The sequence below is a fragment of the Salinibacterium sp. 10G20-15 genome (assembly GCF_057365065.1).
On sequence record NZ_CP195118.1, the window covers coordinates 2,199,796 to 2,217,633 of the forward strand.

Genomic DNA, 17,838 nt, shown 5'->3' on the forward strand with positions numbered 1-17,838 from the left:
AAATGTTCACAGCTAAGAACAAAGGCCGGCTCGCGCTAGGCGCCGCCGCGGTCGGGGTTGCAATTGCCCTGTCAGGGTGTGCAACTGGTGATCCCCTGGACTCCGGTTCGAGTGACGAGAACACCAACAGCGACACCATCGTTGTCGGCTCGCAGGCTTACTACTCGAACGAAATCATTGCCGAAATCTACTCGCAGGCACTGGAAAACGCTGGCTTTGAGGTCGAGCGTCAATTCCAGATCGGCCAGCGCGATGCTTACCTACCCGCTCTCGAAAGCGGCGAAGTAGACATCATTCCCGAATACACGGGAAACCTCCTCCAGTTCTACAGCGCTGACACCACGGCAACGGCCTCAGAGGATGTCTACGCTGAACTCGCTGATGCGCTGCCCGAGGGCCTCACGGTTCTCGACCAGTCCTCGGCTACCGACCAAGACTCCTACAACGTGACCGCTGACTTTGCGGCAGCTAACTCGTTGACGAGCCTCGCGGACCTCGCTGACGTTGCGGACCTCAAGCTCGGTGGAAACGCTGAACTCGAAGAGCGCCCCTATGGTCCTGCCGGACTCAAGGACGTCTACGGCGCCACGGTCAGCTTCACCGCGACCGGTGACACCACCGTTGCGGCACTCGTCGAGGGAACCATCAACATGGCTAACGTCTACAGCGCCGACCCGCGCATCCAGACCGAAGGCCTCGTTACCCTTACCGACCCTGAGGGTCTGTTCTTGGCCTCGAATGTTGTGCCGCTGGTGAACGCAGACATCGCTGATTCGATCGCTGATGTCATTAACGCCGTCAACGCCAAGCTCACGCCGGAGGGCCTTGTTGCTCTCAATGTGGAGAGCACCGTTGACAAGATGTCGTCGGACGACATCGCCACCGCATGGTTGAGCGAGAACGGCCTCAGCTAACACGGGCGATAACAGAACACGCTGCTGGCTAGTCCAGCACCGAGGGGCGGATGCACGAGCATCCGCCCCTCGGCCGTTAAGGGTTACTCGGCGTCGTGGTATTCCATGTGACGCTGTTGCGAGCGATGCAGCAGCTTCTTAGCGATCACCGTGACGATCGCAATGGCAGCGACGATGGCGACGAAAATGTAGCCCGCGTAGTGCAACTGATCGAGCAGCTCCCGAAAACTGCCTGCAGTGAGGGCGCCGACAGAGACATACGCGATTGACCAAATGCTGGTAGCGGGAACGGTCCACGCCATAAACGTGCGGTACCGCATCGTGCTCATGCCGACGGTTACCGGGATGAGCGAGTGCAGCACGGGCAGAAAGCGTGAGATGAAGACGGCGATGCCTCCTCGGCGCCCCAGGTAGCGTTCGGCCTGCACCCAGTGCTGTTCGCCGATGCGCTTGCCGAGGCGCGAGTGCCGAATCTTGGGGCCAAAGTAACGGCCAAGGGCGAAGCCCACGCTCTCGCCGATCAAGGCTCCCACGATCACGACCGCGATGAGGATGGCCGCCTCGAAGACGCTTCCCACGGCGGTGCTCGCCACCAGCACCACCGTGTCGCCGGGCACGAGAAGCCCGACCAATATCGACGTCTCCAGCATGATCGCGACGCCCGCGAGAATCGTGCGGAGTACCGGATCGACCGACTGCACGGTGTCAAGAATGTAGCTCAGCGCATCGTTGACCCACTGACCAAAGCCGCCACTGGCAGCACTCGGTTCAGCGCTCAAAATGAGGTCGACGGGGTCCACGGAACGAGCCTAGCGAGCAAAACCGAAAGCTCACTGGCTAAATGGGGCGTGCCAAAGCGCCGAGTCGGGTGCGCCACTGCTCGAGACGACCAGGCTTCTCGGCAAGCTGCGGGCCATCGACCCACTTCGAGACAATGCGGATGCCGTGCAGCGCATTCACGACCCAGACTTCGGTGCCCGCGAGCTCCGCCGGGGTGACCGCTTCTTCGTGGGTGTCGAGCCCGAGCGCGCGGGCCAACGTCAGCACGCTGCGGGCGGTAACGCTATCAACACGTTCAAGCTCTGCCGGCGGACCGCAGAGAATCTCTCCACGCCACCACAGCACAGCGCTGTACGCGCCTTCGATGACGAATCCTTCGTCGGTGAGCAGAATCGCCTCGTCGGCACCGTGGGCACGCGCTCCTGCCTGCAGTGCACCCATCGCGTCGATATCGGGACCTTTGACCGCAGGCACGGTGCGCGGGTCGGCACCCCGAAAACTCACGGCCGTGGCCGAGCGCTTCAATTCGGGGTTCGCGCGCAAACGCAGAAAGAACTCGGCTCCGCGAAGCTCGACCCGCGGAAACCACGTACCGGCGCGGGGGAGAGCCGCGATCGCAGCGGTGAAGAACTGCTCGGCAGTTTCTTGTTGGGCGGCGGGTACGGCATCCAGAAACCGTTGGCGATGCAGATTGAGGGCGAGCACTGAGCCCGAGTTCACGAGCCAAGAATCGGCGACGGTCATCGGGGTTGTCGGCACCTCGTCGGGAGAGATCTCGAGAAGTTTGTCGTTCTGCCACCGATAAATTGCGTCCGCACTCATAGGCTTAGGTTATGCGCTCTCGCGTCTTGACTGCTGCCTTGCCGCGCTGGGTTGACCCCGCGGCGGTGTTTAGCGAACTCATGGCGCAGCAGGCGTCGGATGCCGCTGGTGCCGTCTGGCTCGACAGCGGAGCGGCGGCTGATTCGGGGCGCAGCTACCTCGCCGTTTCGACTCGGGCTGTGCTGAGCACGGAGCTCAACGAACCGGTCTTCGAGTGGATGCGCCGCGAGTTCGCAGCGACGGAGATCGATCACTCTGCTGCGCCCGCTGGCTTTCGACTGGGCTGGGTCGGGTGGCTCGGGTACGAGCTCCGCCGCGAATCGCTCGGCGTCGAGGTGACAACGCCTGCCGTGACCCCGGATGCCGCCTGGCTGTGGGTAGATCGTGTAATTGTTGTCGACCACGGGTCTCGTTCGCTCAGCGTGCTCGCGCTCGGCGACAGTTGGACGGGCGAGCTCGCGCAGTGGCGCGACAGTATCGCGGCGCTCGTGGAGGCAGCGGCAACCCGCACCGCACCCCCAACCGCACCCCCAACCGCGTCAGCCGTGCCGACGACCTCTCCCACCGCCTCCACCGCGCCCCAGCCCGCCCCCACCGCGGTCTGGCGCGACTCCGACGCCGACTACCTCGCGATGATCGCGGCGTGCCAGCGGTCGATCGTCGAAGGCGACGCCTACCAGTTGTGCCTCACGACGAGCGTGCACGTCGACCACGGCGACAGACCCGCGGATCCGCTCGCTACGTATCTCGCTCTGCGCCACGCCAACCCCAGCCATCACGGCGGCTTCATGCAGGTGGGCGAGATCTCGCTGCTCAGTTCCACTCCCGAGCAGTTCTTAGCGATTGATCCCTCGGGACTCATCGAGACGAAGCCGATCAAGGGCACGCGTCGCCGCAGCGCCGACTCCGCCGAAGACGAGCGCCTTGCCGCCGAGCTGCTGGCCAGCGATAAAGAGCGCGCCGAGAACCTCATGATCGTCGATCTCATGCGCAACGACCTTGGGCGCGTGTGCGAGGTCGGCTCGGTCACGGTACCGACACTGTTCTCAGTGGAAAGCTACGCGACCGTGCATCAGCTCGTCAGTACCATCCGTGGTCAGTTGCGCGCTGACGTGAGCGCCGTCGATGCCATCAAGGCTTCGTTCCCGGCGGGGTCGATGACCGGCGCCCCCAAACACTCCGCGACTCTCATTCTCGATTCGCTCGAGCGTGCCCCGCGCGGCATCTACTCCGGCGTCTTCGGGTACGTGGGGCTCGACGGCGCCGTTGACCTCGCTATGGTCATCCGCTCTATCGTCATGGATGCTCGGGGCTCAACGATCGGCGCCGGCGGCGGAATCACGGCCCTCTCGGTGCCCGAAGAAGAGCTGGCCGAGGTCAAGTTGAAGGCAGCAGCACTGCTGCGCGTGCTGGGTGTTTCGGGCGACTAAGCGGTCGCGCATCCACTCTCGGTCGTAGTGAACGACCGGTCTACCCTGTTGCTGTGTACTGTGAGATGCGTCAACTCATAGACAATGGAATAACCCGACACTTTTTGGCCCCCTCGAGCGCGGCCGTGAGTTGGGTAATCTTAGATCTTCCCTGTAACGAATTGAGAGTGTTTACGTGACTGAGCAGCCCAACTTTGCTGGTGCACACGACGACCGCGAGAGTGGCTCGGACTACGATGTAGCCGCCATTCACGCTAAGTGGCAAGCCAAGTGGGAAGAGCTTAAGCCGTTCGCGACGAGCGACCCCGAAGACAAGCGCCCGCGCAAGTACATTCTCGACATGTTCCCGTACCCCTCGGGCGACTTGCACATGGGGCACGCCGAGGCCTACGCCTTTGGTGACATCGCGGCGCGGTACTGGCGTCAGCGTGGCTTCAACGTTCTTCACCCCATTGGCTGGGACTCTTTCGGTCTTCCTGCGGAGAACGCCGCCATCGAGCGCGGCATTGACCCTCGCGGTTGGACGTACGACAACATCGACCAGCAGAAGAAGAGCATGAAGCTCTACGGTGTCTCCTTTGACTGGGACCGCGTTCTGCACACGAGCGACCCCGAGTACTACAAGTGGAACCAGTGGCTGTTCCTCAAGATGTACGAAAAGGGCCTCGCGTACCGCAAGGATTCCTGGGTCAACTGGGACCCGGTAGATCAGACCGTTCTCGCCAACGAGCAAGTTCTGGCCGATGGCACGTCCGAGCGTTCGGGCGCGATCGTCGTCAAGAAGAAGCTCACGCAGTGGTACTTGAAGATCACCGACTACGCCGACCGCTTGCTCGACGACTTGAACCAGCTTGAGGGCGCATGGCCGTCGAAGGTGCTTTCGATGCAGCGCAACTGGATCGGCCGTTCGGTTGGTGCGGATGTCGACTTCGAAATCGAAGGCCGTGACGAGAAGGTCACCGTCTTCACGACGCGCCCCGACACTCTCTACGGCGTCACCTTCATGGTCGTCGCCCCCGACGGAGACCTCGCCGCTGAACTCGTTGAGGGTACCGACGACGAGACTAAGGCTGCTTTCGCGAGCTACCTCGAGCAGACTCAGAAGCAGACTGAAATCGAGCGCAAAGATGCTACGCGTACCAAGACCGGCATCCCGCTGAACCGTTTTGCGATCAACCCGGTCACGGGGGAGCGCATCCCGATCTGGACTGCAGACTACGTACTGGCCGACTACGGCCACGGTGCCGTCATGGCTGTGCCCGCGCACGACCAGCGCGACCTCGAATTCGCGATCAAGTTCGACCTGCCTGTGCGTGTTGTTCTCGACACGAACGCGCCCATCACCGGTGCGATTCCTGTTCTGGAACTCGACGAAAATGGCATGGCGATTCTGCCGGATGACCTGCCGCCGCTGAACCCCCGCGACACCGGTCAGTCGTTGCAGGGCGATGGCCGCATGATTAACTCGGGTCCGCTCGACGGGCTCAGCAAGTCCAACGCGATCAAGAAGATCGTGGAACAGCTCGAAGCTGCCGGCACTGGCCGCGCCGCAAAGACGTATCGACTGCGTGACTGGCTGATCAGTCGTCAGCGTTTCTGGGGAACCCCCATCCCGATTATTCACGGTTCGGATGGCGAACTGATTCCGGTTCCCTTCGAGCAACTGCCCGTTGAGCTGCCGTCGACCGAGGGTCTCGACCTCAAGCCCAAGGGCAAGTCGCCCCTCGCGGCCGCCGAAGACTGGATCAACGTCGAAGACCCGCGCGATGGCAGCCCTGCCCTGCGCGACGCCGACACGATGGACACCTTCGTTGACAGCTCGTGGTACTTCTTGCGCTTCCTGTCACCGAACGATCCCGACAAGGCCTTCGACCCGGCTGAGGCCGAGAAGTGGGCTCCCGTCGACCAGTACGTCGGTGGCGTCGAGCACGCGATCCTGCACTTGCTCTACTCGCGCTTCATCACCAAGGTGCTCTTCGACCTCGGGTACGTCAGCTTCACGGAGCCCTTCAGCGCGCTGCTCAACCAGGGCATGGTTCTCTCTGAGGGCAAGAAGATGTCGAAGCGCAGCCGCAAGGCCGTCACGTTCTCGGGCGAAATTGCCGAGCACGGTGCCGATGCACTCCGCTTGACGTTGGCCTTCGCTGGCCCGCCCGAGGAGAACATCAACTGGGAAGACGTGTCGCCTGCGGCGTCGCACAAGTTCTTGGCTCGTGCGTTCCGTGTAGTGCGGGATGTCACGAGTGCTCCCGAGATCGAGTGGAAGACGGGCGACACCACGCTGCGCCGCGCCACCCACCGCTTCCTCGCTGATGGCCCAGGCCTCGCTGAGTCGCTGAAGTTCAACGTGCTCGTTGCTCGCATCATGGATCTCGTCAACGTCACCCGTAAGGCCATCGACACCGGTGCCGGCGGCGGCGACGCGGCAGTCCGTGAAGCAGCTGAAGTCATCACGATCGCCCTGAGCCTGTTCGCTCCGCACACGGCAGAGGAGATGTGGGAGAAGCTCGGCTACGAACCAACTGTCGCTCTCGCTGGCTGGCGCAAGGCCGACCCGTCGCTCCTCGTTGAGGAGTCGGTGACGGCCGTTGTTCAGGTGGATGGCAAGGTTCGGGACCGCCTCGAAGTTTCGCCCAAGATTGATGGCGCCGACCTCGAAGCTCTTGCCATGGCATCCGAAGCGATCAAGCGCACCGTCGGAGACCGCGAGATCGTCAAGGTGATCGTGCGCGCCCCCAAGCTCGTCAACATCGCGACTCGTCAACAGCCCTCCGAAGGCTAAGCAAGTCCACACGTTATAACTGAGCGCGCTCCGAGCAATCGGGGCGCGCTTAGTTTGTGGGAGTGGAAGAGTTTGAGCAGGCCCGTAAGGCGCGGCTGCGGGTGCGCGTCGGCGCTGTCATCGTGGTGGTGCTTGTGGCGCTCGGTTGCGCCGTGCTCGCGACCGCACTCACACGAAGCCCCACTGCCGTAGAGATCGCGCGCGGCGAATTGGGTACGGGCGACGATGCGTTCATCGTCGAGTCGCAGTCCCTCTTCGTGCACGTCACCGGGGCAGTGGAGCGCCCTGGGCTCTTCGAACTGGCCGAGGGATCACGCGTAATCGACGCTATCGCCGCGGCCGGGGGCTTCACGGGGGAGGCGAACCGTGACCAACTCAACCTCGCGCGTGTGTTGACCGATGGAGAACAGTTCGCCGTACCCGCAGCTGGCGACGAGGCAGTCGCGGCTACGACATCCGATGGACGTGTGAACCTGAACACCGCGGATGCCGCAGCCCTCGATACTCTGCCCCGTATCGGGCCAGCGATGGCCGCTCGCATTCTGGCGTGGCGTGAGGCAAATGGGCGCTTCACGAGCATCGACGACCTCCGTAACGTCGCCGGAATCGGAGACGCTACCTTCGACGGGTTGCGCGACCTGGTCACGGTATGAATCTCGACCTGCGTCTCAGTCTGCCCGTGGCGGCTGCGTGGCTTGTGGCCGTCGTCGTGATCGGGGTTCCAGCGTGGGCGCCTGCGGTCGCCATCGCGCTGTGGCTTGCTGCCGGGGCGTTCACCGCGGTTGCGCTGCTGAGCAAGCGGCGCTTTCTCGCGAGTGTGGCCTTGGGATGTGCTCTGGCCGCGTTGTGCTCCACGTCTGTCGCTGTTCATGCTGAGACCCGTCAACCCGAAGCGCTGGGTGAGCTGGCTGCGAAACACACGACAGTTACTGTCATCGCGACAACCACCTCTGCCGTCAAGGACGGCGCCGACTTCTTTCAGGCAACCATCACCACTCTCGAGGCTGACGGCGAATCGATCCAACTCGAATCGCCCGCTCTGATTTTCACGGAACGCGGCGGTTTTGGCGCGGTCGATGCTGAGCCTGATGAATCGGAGCCTGGTCTAGACCCCTCGAATACCGACGACGAACCGTGGGGGATCGGCGTCACATTCGCGGTTACGGGCACCTTGGCAAGCACTGCCCCGGGCGATGGGCGGGCAGTGCTGCTCTTCGCTACTGACCCGCCGGAATGGCGGGCCGATCCCGGCTGGCAATTCGACTGGGCAAATCAACTGAGACGCACGTTTGCGGCAGCCACCGCGTCCTTGCCGGGCGGTGGCGGGGAACTTCTGGGCGGGCTCGCCATCGGCGATACCAGCGCCGTGAGTGACGACTTGGACGCCGCGATGAAGACCAGCTCATTGAGCCACCTCACGGCAGTGTCTGGCGCCAACTGCGCGATCGTCGTCGGGCTAATCATGGCTCTCGGCGGCCGGGTCGGGGCCCAGCGTGCGGTGAGGATCGGCCTCTCCATTCTTGTACTGCTCGCCTTCGTAGTCGTGGTCACTCCCGACCCCAGCGTGTTGCGGGCAGCGCTCATGGCAACGTTCGTGTTGATCGCACTCGGCAGCGGCAGGCCGATCCGAGGAATGGCGGTGCTGTCACTTGCAACGATCGCCCTCCTCGTCTTCGACCCGTGGCTAGCGCGCAATTTCGCGTTCGTTCTCTCGGTGTTTGCTACGGCAGGTCTTCTACTCTTTGCCGAGCCGCTCGCGCAGTTTCTGGAGCGGTGGATGCCGCGGTCCCTGTCACTGGTGATCGCCGTGCCGTTGGCTGCTCAGCTGGCTTGCCAGCCCGTGCTGCTGCTCCTGCAGCCCTCACTGCCGACCTATGGTGTCATCGCCAATGTGCTGGCCGCACCGGCAGCGCCGATTGCGACCGTTGTCGGGCTCGCGGCCTGCGTGGCGTTGTCAGTGATCCCGGTCCTCGGGCTGGCACTGATGTGGGTCGCTTGGGTGCCCTCTGCCTGGGTCGCGGCCGTTGCTGATTTCTTTGCCGAGGCTCCGTGGGCGCGTATCCCGTGGTGGGAAGGCTGGGTGGGCGTGGTCACGCTCAGCGTGCTCACGGTTCTTCTCCTCGCGGCTCTCGTGACCAGTGGTGTCTGGCGCACGTACGCGCTTATGTCTCTCGCTATCGCTTCCACGCTCGCGTTGGCAGTCGTTGCAGGGTCTGCGGTCAGTGCTGCGTTGACGTGGCCAAGAGATTGGCAGTTTGCGCAGTGTGATGTTGGCCAGGGCGATGCGGTGATAGTGCGAAGCGGCGAAGAGGTTGCACTCATTGATACCGGCGCCGAACCAGACCTGCTGAACGCCTGCCTCGATCGGCTCTCGATCGACCACATCGACCTCCTCATCCTGACGCACTTCGATCACGATCACGTGGGAGGAACCGAGGCTGTTGTTGGACGCGCAGATGTAGTTCTGGTCGGCCCCACCGGCTCGCCAAGCGACGAAGCGTTACTGGGCAACCTCGCAGCGGGTGGCGCGCAGGTTCACCCTGTAAGCGCGGGGGACCGCGGCCAGTTCGGCGAGCAGCAATGGAGAGTGCTCTGGCCGCCGAACCAGCTCTCGGGCATCGACCCCGGCAATGACGCGAGCGTCGTCGTCGAGTTTCAGCCGCGCCCCGTTTGCCTGAGGCACTGTCTCAGCTCAGTATTCCTCGGAGACCTTGACGAAAGTGCTCAAGCTCGTCTCGCTGCGGCCAATACACTCAGGCAAGTGGATGTCGTGAAAGTCAGCCATCACGGTTCCGGAGACCAATACCCGGCCCTCTATGCCGACCTGCAGGCCACCCTCGGGCTCATCGGAGTCGGCGCAGACAACGGCTACGGGCATCCAACCGCTGATGCCCTCGCGATGCTCGACGATATAGGCACGGCGGTGGCTCGCAGCGACCTGCACGGCCTCGTGCTGGTATCGCCCACCGCCAAGCGTGGTGTCGTTTCAGTGTGGTCGGAGAGGGATGTGGGCGCCCGGCATTAGGCTGGGTTTGCAGTTCAAATAGAGGAGTCTTGTGGCCGCTAGAACCCCCGCCCGATCGCCGGCGAAGTCCAAAGTCACGATCCCGCAATTGGCATGGAACAAGGTGCGCCCCGCGCCCATCGTTCTCGTCAGCGGCACGGAAGGCTTTCTTGCCGACCGCGCTATCCGCATGCTGCGCGACACCCTCAAGGTCGAAGACCCCAGCCTCGAAATCAGCGACCTCGAAGCAGATCAGTACGCCCCGGGTGAGCTGATCAGTCTTGCAAGCCCGTCGCTCTTCAGCGAACCGCGGCTGATTCGCGTCACTAACGTCGAGAAATGCACCGATGCATTCATAGCCGAAACTCTTTCTTATCTCGAAGCACCCGCAGAAGACACCTACCTCGTGCTCCGGCATGCCGGGGGAGTGCGCGGCAAGAAACTGCTCGACGCTATTCGCGCGGGAAAGGGTGGCGGCATAGAAATCACGTGCTTGGAGCTCAAGAAGGATGCTGAGAAGTACGATTTCGCCTCCAATGAGTTCGCTGCTCAGCGCCGCCGCGTGACGCCGGGTGCGCTACGAATTCTGGTGTCTGCGTTTTCGGCAGACCTGGCGGAACTCGCCGCCGCGTGCCAGCAGCTTCTTGCCGACGATGCGGAAGAGATCAACGAAGCCACAGTGGCGCGGTACTACTCCGGTCGTGTCGAAACCAGCGCCTTCAAGGTTGCAGATTCGGCGATCGCCGGACGCTCCGGCGAGGCGCTGGTGCTCTTGCGCCACGCTCTCGCCTCCGGCGCGGACCCCGTGCCGATCGTTGCCGCCTTCGCTGCGAAGCTGCGCACAATGGCAAAACTCTCCGGCGGCTCAATGTCGTCGGGGCAAGCCGCCAAAACGTTCGGCATGGCACCGTGGCAGGCCGACCGGGCGATGAAAGACCTGCGCGGCTGGAGTGATGCCGGGCTGGGCTCCGCCATTGAGGCCATCGCCGATACGGATGCCCAAGTGAAAGGTTTGGGGCGCGACCCCGTCTTTGCGCTGGAACGCATGATCTCCGTGGTTGCCGCGCGCGGCAATCGCTAGATCACGGGCTCAGCGTTGCGATTGTTGTTGCATCGCAATCGCTGCCGTTTTTGGCTGCCGTCACCCGCAACGCCATCGTTTGACGCCGCGTAACGACACAAGCCCCTCACCGTGACCGGTGAGGGGCTTGTGGATGGTCGGCGTAGTGCCGATTAATGAGCCTTAGAGAGCTGCAACCTGCTTGGCGATGGCCGACTTGCGGTTTGCTGCCTGGTTCTTGTGCAGAACGCCCTTGCCTGCAGCCTTGTCGAGCGACTTGGATGCTGCCTTGAGACGCTCGATGGCGGTCTCTTTGTCGCCGGCCTTGATGGCTTCGCGGGTTGCGCGGATCGCGGTCTTGACCTGGCTCTTGACGGCACGGTTGCGGTCTTGTGCCTTCTTGTTGGTACCAATGCGCTTGATCTGCGACTTAATATTTGCCACGTGTATGTGCTTTCTTGTTTGTGGATCAGAGATGGTGGGCGGCCGTGGAAGAGAATCGATCTTCTGATTCCCGGCCGCGATGCGCATACTGTTCGACAAAGAACCATATGCATAAGCCAACAGGCAACATTACCAGCGCGGTGGAGCTATGGCAATTGCGGAGCAATTGCGCGACCCCAGCGCCGAACAAACTGTGTTTGTGCGGGTTGTGGGCTTTGCTCGGTTGTCGAAGCTGTCTATCGGCGACGTCAAGACTAGTGACCGTGGTGCGGTGCGTTGATCGCCACGCCCGACTTCCACGTTAAAGTCGCTGGCGCAGTGCCATCAAGCGTTGAGAAGGGGCGTCCCCCGGAGTTTTCGGGGGTTACCCCGATACCTGCGTCGTGGCGATTTTTCTACTTTGGATCCATGACCTCTTCACCCTCTTCAACTTCTTCTGTCCCTTCTTCTACTGCCGATTCTTCGACGTCGGTTGAAATGCCGGCTGCTGGTGTGACGTCGACTGCGCTTCTTTCTGACACGCGCATTGTTGACGAGCGGGCATCGTTTGCCGAGACTCCGGTAGTAAACGCGGCGGTTCCGACGAGCGGCGCCGGCGCCGACGCCGCATCCGAGTCCGCGGCCGCTGGCGCTGACCTGCCTGATGACGCCACGCCACGGCGCACGGCAAACCGCACTATGAGCGTGCTGGCGCTCAGTTTGGGTATCGCCTCGTTCTTCTTCGCTCAGAGCGTCGTGGTGCCGTTGGCAGCTGTGATTCTCGGTGTCTTCGGCCTACGCGACGAGCCAACGGGTCGCGGTTTCTCCATCTGGGGAATCGTGCTTGCCTGCGTTGCGACCTTCGGATGGGTTCTCGTGGTTGCCGCCGGAGCGTTGGCTGTACTGCCGTTCGTGTTCCTCGCGGCGGCGTTCTAACAGCTTTTCTGACCCGCAGGCGAGCCGCGCATCCGCCCCTTCTAGGCTTTTGGCCTGTCGTATGGGCGGGTGCGCGCAGGAACGCTCGCTTCATGGGAGAATTGGGCGGATGTCTCCTCGCGCCTCTTACACACTTGAGCCTGCTTCGACCGATCCTGCGTTTATCCGCAACTTTTGCATCATTGCGCATATCGATCATGGCAAGTCCACCCTCGCTGACCGCATGCTGTCGGTCACGGGGGTTGTTAGCGACCGCGATATGCGGGCGCAGTACCTCGACCGTATGGATATCGAGCGTGAGCGCGGCATCACCATCAAGAGCCAGGCCGTGCGGATGCCGTGGTCGCTTACCGATGAGAACGGTAAGGAACAGGCCTACGCGCTGAACATGATCGACACTCCCGGCCACGTCGACTTCACTTATGAGGTCTCACGGTCGCTGGCGGCGTGCGAGGGCGCAATTCTTCTCGTGGACGCCGCGCAGGGCATCGAGGCTCAGACTCTCGCCAACCTGTATTTGGCAATGGAGAACGACCTCACGATCATCCCCGTGCTGAATAAGATCGACCTGCCGGCGGCAGACCCCGACAAGTACGCCGAAGAAATCGCGGGCCTTATCGGTTGCGATCCCGCATCAGTTCTTCGAGTATCGGGCAAGACCGGCATGGGTGTCCCGGAACTTCTTGACGAGGCCACTCGCCTCATCCCAGCTCCGGTCGGTAACGCGGATGCTCCGGCCCGCGCTATGATTTTTGACTCTGTCTACGACGCCTACCGCGGCGTTATTACCTATGTGCGTATGGTCGACGGCCAGCTCTCGCCTCGCGAGAAGGTCATGATGATGTCGACTAAGTCGGCTCATGAACTGCTCGAAATTGGGGTGAGTTCGCCCGAACCGAGTCCAACGAAGGGGCTGGGGGTCGGTGAAGTGGGTTATCTCATCACCGGCGTGAAAGATGTGCGCCTCAGCAAGGTGGGCGACACTGTGACGAGTCACGCTAAGCCTGCGGAGACCCCGCTCAAGGGCTACTCCGAACCGAAGCCCATGGTCTTCTCGGGTTTGTACCCGATCGACGGCTCCGACTATCCAGTACTGCGCGAGGCGCTCGACAAGCTCAAGCTGTCGGATGCTGCCCTGGTCTACGAGCCCGAAACATCCGTGGCTCTAGGCTTCGGCTTCCGCTGTGGCTTCTTGGGTCTGCTGCACTTAGAGATCGTGCGCGAGCGACTCGAGCGCGAGTTCAACCTCGACATGATCGCCACCGCCCCCTCGGTTATCTACGAAGTCATGGGCGACGACAAGAAGCTCACGACTGTCACCAACCCAAGCGAGTTCCCCGGCGGCAAGATCGCCAGCGTGACGGAGCCGATGGTGAAGGCATCCATTCTGACCCCGAAAGACTTCGTGGGAACAGTTATGGAGCTCTGCCAATCGCGCCGCGGCACTATGCAGGGCATGGAATACGTCGGTACTGACCGCGTCGAGCTGCACTACACGATGCCGCTCGGTGAGATCGTGTTCGACTTCTTCGATCACCTCAAGAGCCGCACTCAGGGCTATGCGAGCCTCGACTATGAACCCAGCGGTGACCAAGAGGCAGACCTCGTCAAGGTCGACATCCTGCTACAGGGTGAAGCGGTCGACGCGTTCAGCGCCATCGTGCACCGCGACAAGGCCTACGCCTACGGTGTGCTCATGACCGAGCGTCTCAAGACCCTCATCCCGCGCCAGCAGTTTGAAGTGCCGATTCAGGCTGCCATTGGTGCTCGCATCATTGCGCGTGAGTCGATTCGTGCTATGCGTAAAGACGTTCTTGCTAAGTGCTATGGCGGTGACATCAGCCGTAAGCGCAAGCTCCTCGAGAAGCAGAAGGAGGGCAAGAAGCGTATGAAGATGGTAGGCAGAGTTGAAGTTCCGCAATCTGCATTCATCGCTGCACTTTCGGGTGAGGTCGAAGCTGGGAAAGATAAGAAGTAGGCCGATGGATGCGCGCACCTACCCGAATGCCCCCGTTACGTACGGGGCGGTCGGTGCTACGCGCGGAAGCACGTTCACTGTGCTGCCACCTGCCGGATTTCGTCGCGTGCAGCGCAGTGCTCGAATCGGTCACGGTGAAGCGCGCTGGGCATTTGCGCGCGAGCAGATTCTGACCTGGGGCGTCAAGCGACGCAGTGGATTCGGGGTGACGCTTCTTTCCCGTGACCCTCACGGCGAGAACCATGATCTCTCGACTGATAGCGCCGATCATCCGCACGTGCGCCCCGGCGACACGATCGTGCTTTCCATCCGCAGCGGACGGTTCACGGCCCACGAGCCCGTGCGCGTCGTGTATGTCGTTGATGACCCGGCTGTTGCCGGCTTTGCGTATGGCACACTCGAAGGTCATCCGCTGCGGGGCGAGGAATCCTTCATGGTGGAGCGTCGCGAGGACAATTCCGTGTGGATGACCGTGCGATCGTTTTCGCGCCCAGCATCGTTCAAGTGGATGCTGGTGTCTCCTGCGCTGCGCGTGTTCCAGTACATCGTGGTCGGGCGTTACCTTCGCGCTCTCGCCGGAGCGATTCCTGCTCAGAAGTAGCTGCCTAACTGCGCGCCGGAGCGCGATGGCGTCTGGGGCTGTACCTAACCGCGCTGAGCGAGCTCGGCGATCGTGCCAAGTACATCGTCGCGACCGGCGACTAGGTCCTCGACAACGACGAGAGCGCTTGTGTCGCGCAGCTCAGCAACGGTGTAGGCGCCGGTCGCGACCGCGATAAACGGGATGCGGGCCGAATCGGCAGCTAGACCATCGTTCGGGGTGTCGCCGATGATCACGCTGGGCTGCTCACCCAGAACGGGAGCGACGAGGGCTGTCAGGTGGTGACGGTCAGGAGAGTGGTCTCCAAAGAACGAGTTGGTCCAGTTGAAGTCGTCTTCGGCGTAGCCTGCGGCGGTTAGCTTTACGCGCGAATGCTGCGGGCCGTTTCCGGTGAGCAGCGCGTTGGTCCAACCTCGACCGCCAGCGTCTCGCAAGGCGTCGGGGCCGCCGACAACTGCTGTGCGAACGTAGCCCGTCTCGAGCAGTTTCTGGGTACGGGCATCCAACTCGGCCAGCACGTCGTCGAGCATGGTCGCAGGGTGGCCGTTGAGCTCGAGCAGGGCGGTAAGAATTTGACCTTCGGTCTGCCCGTGCGGGTTCGTGATGAACTTCTGCGGCTCTGTGCCCGTCACGTGGGTGAAGGCCTCGAGATAGATAGCAGCGCCGTCTTTGGAGTTGTGGATGAGCGTTCCGTCGATGTCCCAGAGGATGTGCATAGTCACCCATCAATGCTCCCACGCAAGAGGTGCGACAATTGACCAGTGCCCGTCGCTACAACAATGGGCACGTTTTCTTCACCGGTTGTTAAGGGGATTAGTTCGTGCCAGGTGCGTTGCCGATTGCTGATCCTGCCCCTCTTGACGGCGCATTGCCTGCCAGTGTTGCTGTGGGCTCCCAGGACCGTGACTGGAGCGTGTACATTCACGTTCCGTTCTGTCGCGTGCGCTGTGGCTACTGTGATTTCAACACGTACACGGGTGAAGAACTGCGCGGAGCTAAGCGTGCGGATTACGCCGACGAGGCGATCGCAGAGATCACGCAGGCAGCCACCGTGCTCGCGAATGCTGGTGTCGCGCCCCGCAAGGCATCAACGGTTTTCTTCGGCGGCGGTACGCCCACGCTTCTTCCCGTCACCGACCTCACACGCATGCTCGCCGCAGCGCGTGACACGTGGGGTTTCACGGATGACGTCGAAGTCACTACTGAGGCGAACCCTGATTCTGTCGACCGCGATTACCTTCTCGCCCTCAAAGAGGCTGGATTCACTCGCGTGTCTTTCGGTATGCAGTCGGCGGTGCCGCACGTTCTCGCCACGCTGGAGCGCACTCACGACCCCGAAAAGGTTCCGCATGTGGTGAAGTGGGCGCGCGAGGTTGAGCTCGACGTCAGTGTGGACCTGATCTACGGCACGCCGGGGGAGTCATTGGCCGATTGGGAGCGCTCGCTCGATCACGCCATCGCGCAGAACCCCGACCATATCTCGGCGTACGCGCTCATTATCGAGACCGGTACGAAGCTGGCGGCGCAGATTAAGCGCGGCGATGTTGTTCCAGTGGATGACGATCTGCAGGCAGACATGTATGAGCTGGCTGATAAGAAGCTCGCAGCGGCGGGCTACGACTGGTACGAGGTCAGCAACTGGGCGAAGCGCGACGAAGACCCTGCCATCAGCCACGCAAGCCGTCATAATCTTGGCTACTGGCTAGGTAATGACTGGTGGGGTGTTGGCCCAGGGGCTCACAGTCACGTCGGAGGCGTTCGCTGGTGGAACGTCAAGCATCCGGCCGCCTATGCCGACCGGATCGCTGCCGGGCACTCACCGGGAGCCGGGCGTGAGACACTCGCCGACTCGAGTAAGTATTTGGAGCACGTGCTTCTTCGGGCACGAGTGCGTGACGGTCTGAAAACGGCAACTCTCGATGCTGAAGGCCGCACAGCAGTCGCCGGGCTGATTGCCGATGAACTGGTGGATGCTCCCGCGGCGTTTAAGGGAACCCTCACCCTCACGCTGAAAGGGCGCCTGCTCGCGGATGCCGTCGTGCGGCGATTGCTAGCAGACGCCCCCGTGTAGAGCGAAAGTTCGCGCGAACGCGAAAGGTCGAGTTACTTGATGAACTCGATGGTCAACGGGTATTTGTACGCCTGACCGTTGTTAGCGGCGACGGCGGCAATGATGCTGAAGATGAGGATGACGATTCCCACGCCAATCACGAGCAACAGGCCGATGAAGATGACGCTGAGAATCATTCCAGCGACATAGCCGATTCCCATCGTGATCTGGAAGTTAAGCGCCGTTTTTGTGTGAGCGCGCACGAAAGGCCCGCGGTCTTTCAACACGAGGTAGCCGATGAGGGCAGGAACAAACCAGAAGAAGATTCCACCGACGTGGATCAGCGTTGCCCAGAGCTTCTCGTCGCTCGGACTCATCGGTTGGATCGGCGCGTACGGCGAGGCGGGGGGAGGCGTTGAATCTGACATGCCTCCATTAAAGCCCTACTTGGACAAAAAAGTAGCCTCGAGAGCAGAAGCTCCCGAGGCTACTCGCTATCGGCCTAGCCGATAAGCAGACTTACTTGATGAGGCGCAGAGCGAACGGGTAACGGTAGTTCGCGCCGTCCTTGGCTTTCGTGAAGCCGATGATCGAGAAGATCAGCGAAACAATGAATACGATCGGGAGCAAGATTGCGCCGATAACAACGGCGACCAAAATGTTCGAGATCACGTAGGCGATCGCGATGGTGATCTGGAAGTTCAGGGCTTCCTTTGCTTCAGTGTTAGTGAAGGCGCCGCGGTCTTTGAATACCAACCAGATAATAAGCGCGGGGAGGAATCCGATGATTCCACCAAGGTGAGCGAATGATGCCCACTGCTTGTCCTCAGCCTCGGTCAGTTGAGCTGCCGGCTGCGGTGCTGCGGGCTGCGGATTTGCGTCAGTCATGTGTTCGTGCCTTTCAGGTGAACGAGGGAACTTCCCGGGTTTCATCAAAGTGCTCGGTGTTACACCTGAGCATTTCCTCAAAAAGGTAGCGCCCAAGTACACAGACACGCTAGCGCTATGACTCGCGCGGTGCAACGGCTGTCTCGTGGTGTGTCGAGTAAGATTGGCAG

General features: G+C 61.8%; 17 protein-coding genes. 11 read left to right on the forward strand and 6 right to left on the reverse strand.

Annotated elements, in window-relative coordinates:
- The first annotated feature begins 2 nt into the window (after window positions 1-2).
- A complete protein-coding gene (locus tag ACR3YK_RS10685; protein ID WP_486174857.1) occupies window positions 3-914 on the forward strand; it encodes an ABC transporter substrate-binding protein in 912 nt (303 codons plus the stop codon).
- Window positions 915-997: 83 nt separating this feature from the next.
- On the opposite strand, the gene ACR3YK_RS10690 is transcribed toward ACR3YK_RS10685, so the two are convergent.
- On the reverse strand, window positions 998-1,693 hold the full coding sequence (locus tag ACR3YK_RS10690; RefSeq protein WP_486176405.1) for a DedA family protein: 696 nt from the start codon (window positions 1,691-1,693) through the stop codon (window positions 998-1,000).
- Window positions 1,694-1,751: 58 nt separating this feature from the next.
- On the reverse strand, window positions 1,752-2,516 hold the full coding sequence (locus ACR3YK_RS10695; protein ID WP_486174858.1) for an aminotransferase class IV: 765 nt from the start codon (window positions 2,514-2,516) through the stop codon (window positions 1,752-1,754).
- A gap of 11 nt (window positions 2,517-2,527) precedes the next feature.
- On the opposite strand from ACR3YK_RS10695, the gene ACR3YK_RS10700 reads away from it, so the two are divergent.
- The 5 genes from ACR3YK_RS10700 to holA all read left to right on the forward strand — a co-directional run bounded on the left by ACR3YK_RS10700 (window position 2,528) and on the right by holA (window position 10,813).
- On the forward strand, window positions 2,528-3,946 hold the full coding sequence (locus ACR3YK_RS10700) for an anthranilate synthase component I family protein (protein WP_486174859.1): 1,419 nt from the start codon (window positions 2,528-2,530) through the stop codon (window positions 3,944-3,946).
- A gap of 175 nt (window positions 3,947-4,121) precedes the next feature.
- Entirely contained in the window at window positions 4,122-6,728 is a 2,607-nt protein-coding gene (gene leuS / locus ACR3YK_RS10705) for a leucine--tRNA ligase (protein WP_486174860.1), read from the forward strand.
- A gap of 62 nt (window positions 6,729-6,790) precedes the next feature.
- Entirely contained in the window at window positions 6,791-7,381 is a 591-nt protein-coding gene (locus ACR3YK_RS10710) for a ComEA family DNA-binding protein (protein WP_486174861.1), read from the forward strand.
- Window positions 7,378-9,753: a ComEC/Rec2 family competence protein gene (locus ACR3YK_RS10715; RefSeq protein WP_486174862.1), complete on the forward strand. Its 2,376-nt coding sequence runs from the start codon at window positions 7,378-7,380 to the stop codon at window positions 9,751-9,753. The genes ACR3YK_RS10710 and ACR3YK_RS10715 overlap by 4 nt, the downstream gene beginning before the upstream one ends.
- Before the next feature lie 31 nt (window positions 9,754-9,784).
- A complete protein-coding gene (gene holA, locus ACR3YK_RS10720) occupies window positions 9,785-10,813 on the forward strand; it encodes a DNA polymerase III subunit delta (RefSeq protein WP_486174863.1) in 1,029 nt (342 codons plus the stop codon).
- A 162-nt stretch (window positions 10,814-10,975) separates the two neighbouring features.
- On the opposite strand, the gene rpsT is transcribed toward holA, so the two are convergent.
- Window positions 10,976-11,236, reverse strand: coding sequence for a 30S ribosomal protein S20 (gene rpsT / locus ACR3YK_RS10725; RefSeq protein ID WP_486174864.1), 261 nt, complete (start codon window positions 11,234-11,236; stop codon window positions 10,976-10,978).
- Between the two features lie 148 nt (window positions 11,237-11,384).
- On the opposite strand from rpsT, the gene ACR3YK_RS10730 reads away from it, so the two are divergent.
- The 4 genes from ACR3YK_RS10730 (at window position 11,385) to ACR3YK_RS10745 (ending at window position 14,730) form a co-directional block, all read left to right on the forward strand.
- A complete protein-coding gene (locus ACR3YK_RS10730; RefSeq protein ID WP_486174865.1) occupies window positions 11,385-11,516 on the forward strand; it encodes a hypothetical protein in 132 nt (43 codons plus the stop codon).
- Between the two features lie 128 nt (window positions 11,517-11,644).
- Window positions 11,645-12,151, forward strand: a complete 507-nt coding sequence (locus tag ACR3YK_RS10735) for a DUF4190 domain-containing protein (RefSeq protein ID WP_486174866.1) — start codon at window positions 11,645-11,647, stop codon at window positions 12,149-12,151.
- Between the two features lie 109 nt (window positions 12,152-12,260).
- Complete coding sequence (gene lepA / locus ACR3YK_RS10740; protein WP_486174867.1) at window positions 12,261-14,129, forward strand: translation elongation factor 4; 1,869 nt, start codon at window positions 12,261-12,263, stop codon at window positions 14,127-14,129.
- A 4-nt stretch (window positions 14,130-14,133) separates the two neighbouring features.
- Window positions 14,134-14,730: a DUF1990 domain-containing protein gene (locus ACR3YK_RS10745; protein ID WP_486174868.1), complete on the forward strand. Its 597-nt coding sequence runs from the start codon at window positions 14,134-14,136 to the stop codon at window positions 14,728-14,730.
- Window positions 14,731-14,774: 44 nt separating this feature from the next.
- Here ACR3YK_RS10745 and ACR3YK_RS10750 read toward each other — a convergent pair whose 3' ends face one another.
- A complete protein-coding gene (locus ACR3YK_RS10750) occupies window positions 14,775-15,446 on the reverse strand; it encodes an HAD family hydrolase (protein WP_486176406.1) in 672 nt (223 codons plus the stop codon).
- Between the two features lie 104 nt (window positions 15,447-15,550).
- Here ACR3YK_RS10750 and hemW point away from each other — a divergent pair, with 104 nt between their 5' ends.
- Complete coding sequence (gene hemW / locus ACR3YK_RS10755; protein WP_486174869.1) at window positions 15,551-16,801, forward strand: radical SAM family heme chaperone HemW; 1,251 nt, start codon at window positions 15,551-15,553, stop codon at window positions 16,799-16,801.
- A 32-nt stretch (window positions 16,802-16,833) separates the two neighbouring features.
- On the opposite strand, the gene ACR3YK_RS10760 is transcribed toward hemW, so the two are convergent.
- Window positions 16,834-17,208, reverse strand: coding sequence for a DUF4870 domain-containing protein (locus ACR3YK_RS10760; protein ID WP_486174870.1), 375 nt, complete (start codon window positions 17,206-17,208; stop codon window positions 16,834-16,836).
- A gap of 91 nt (window positions 17,209-17,299) precedes the next feature.
- Complete coding sequence (locus tag ACR3YK_RS10765; RefSeq protein WP_486174871.1) at window positions 17,300-17,668, reverse strand: DUF4870 domain-containing protein; 369 nt, start codon at window positions 17,666-17,668, stop codon at window positions 17,300-17,302.
- Window positions 17,669-17,838 lie beyond the last annotated feature (170 nt).

What these genes read in the sequence shown, in the direction of transcription:
- ACR3YK_RS10735 (WP_486174866.1), top strand. Translation starts at nt 11,645, where the DNA reads ATGACCTCTTCACCCTCTTCAACTTCTTCTGTCCCTTCTTCTACTGCC.
- ACR3YK_RS10765 (WP_486174871.1), bottom strand. Translation starts at nt 17,668, where the DNA reads ATGACTGACGCAAATCCGCAGCCCGCAGCACCGCAGCCGGCAGCTCAA.
- ACR3YK_RS10750 (WP_486176406.1), bottom strand. Translation starts at nt 15,446, where the DNA reads ATGCACATCCTCTGGGACATCGACGGAACGCTCATCCACAACTCCAAA.
- ACR3YK_RS10730 (WP_486174865.1), top strand. Translation starts at nt 11,385, where the DNA reads ATGGCAATTGCGGAGCAATTGCGCGACCCCAGCGCCGAACAAACTGTG.
- ACR3YK_RS10745 (WP_486174868.1), top strand. Translation starts at nt 14,134, where the DNA reads ATGGATGCGCGCACCTACCCGAATGCCCCCGTTACGTACGGGGCGGTC.
- ACR3YK_RS10760 (WP_486174870.1), bottom strand. Translation starts at nt 17,208, where the DNA reads ATGTCAGATTCAACGCCTCCCCCCGCCTCGCCGTACGCGCCGATCCAA.
- ACR3YK_RS10695 (WP_486174858.1), bottom strand. Translation starts at nt 2,516, where the DNA reads ATGAGTGCGGACGCAATTTATCGGTGGCAGAACGACAAACTTCTCGAG.
- lepA (WP_486174867.1), top strand. Translation starts at nt 12,261, where the DNA reads ATGTCTCCTCGCGCCTCTTACACACTTGAGCCTGCTTCGACCGATCCT.
- ACR3YK_RS10715 (WP_486174862.1), top strand. Translation starts at nt 7,378, where the DNA reads ATGAATCTCGACCTGCGTCTCAGTCTGCCCGTGGCGGCTGCGTGGCTT.
- ACR3YK_RS10700 (WP_486174859.1), top strand. Translation starts at nt 2,528, where the DNA reads ATGCGCTCTCGCGTCTTGACTGCTGCCTTGCCGCGCTGGGTTGACCCC.
- ACR3YK_RS10685 (WP_486174857.1), top strand. Translation starts at nt 3, where the DNA reads ATGTTCACAGCTAAGAACAAAGGCCGGCTCGCGCTAGGCGCCGCCGCG.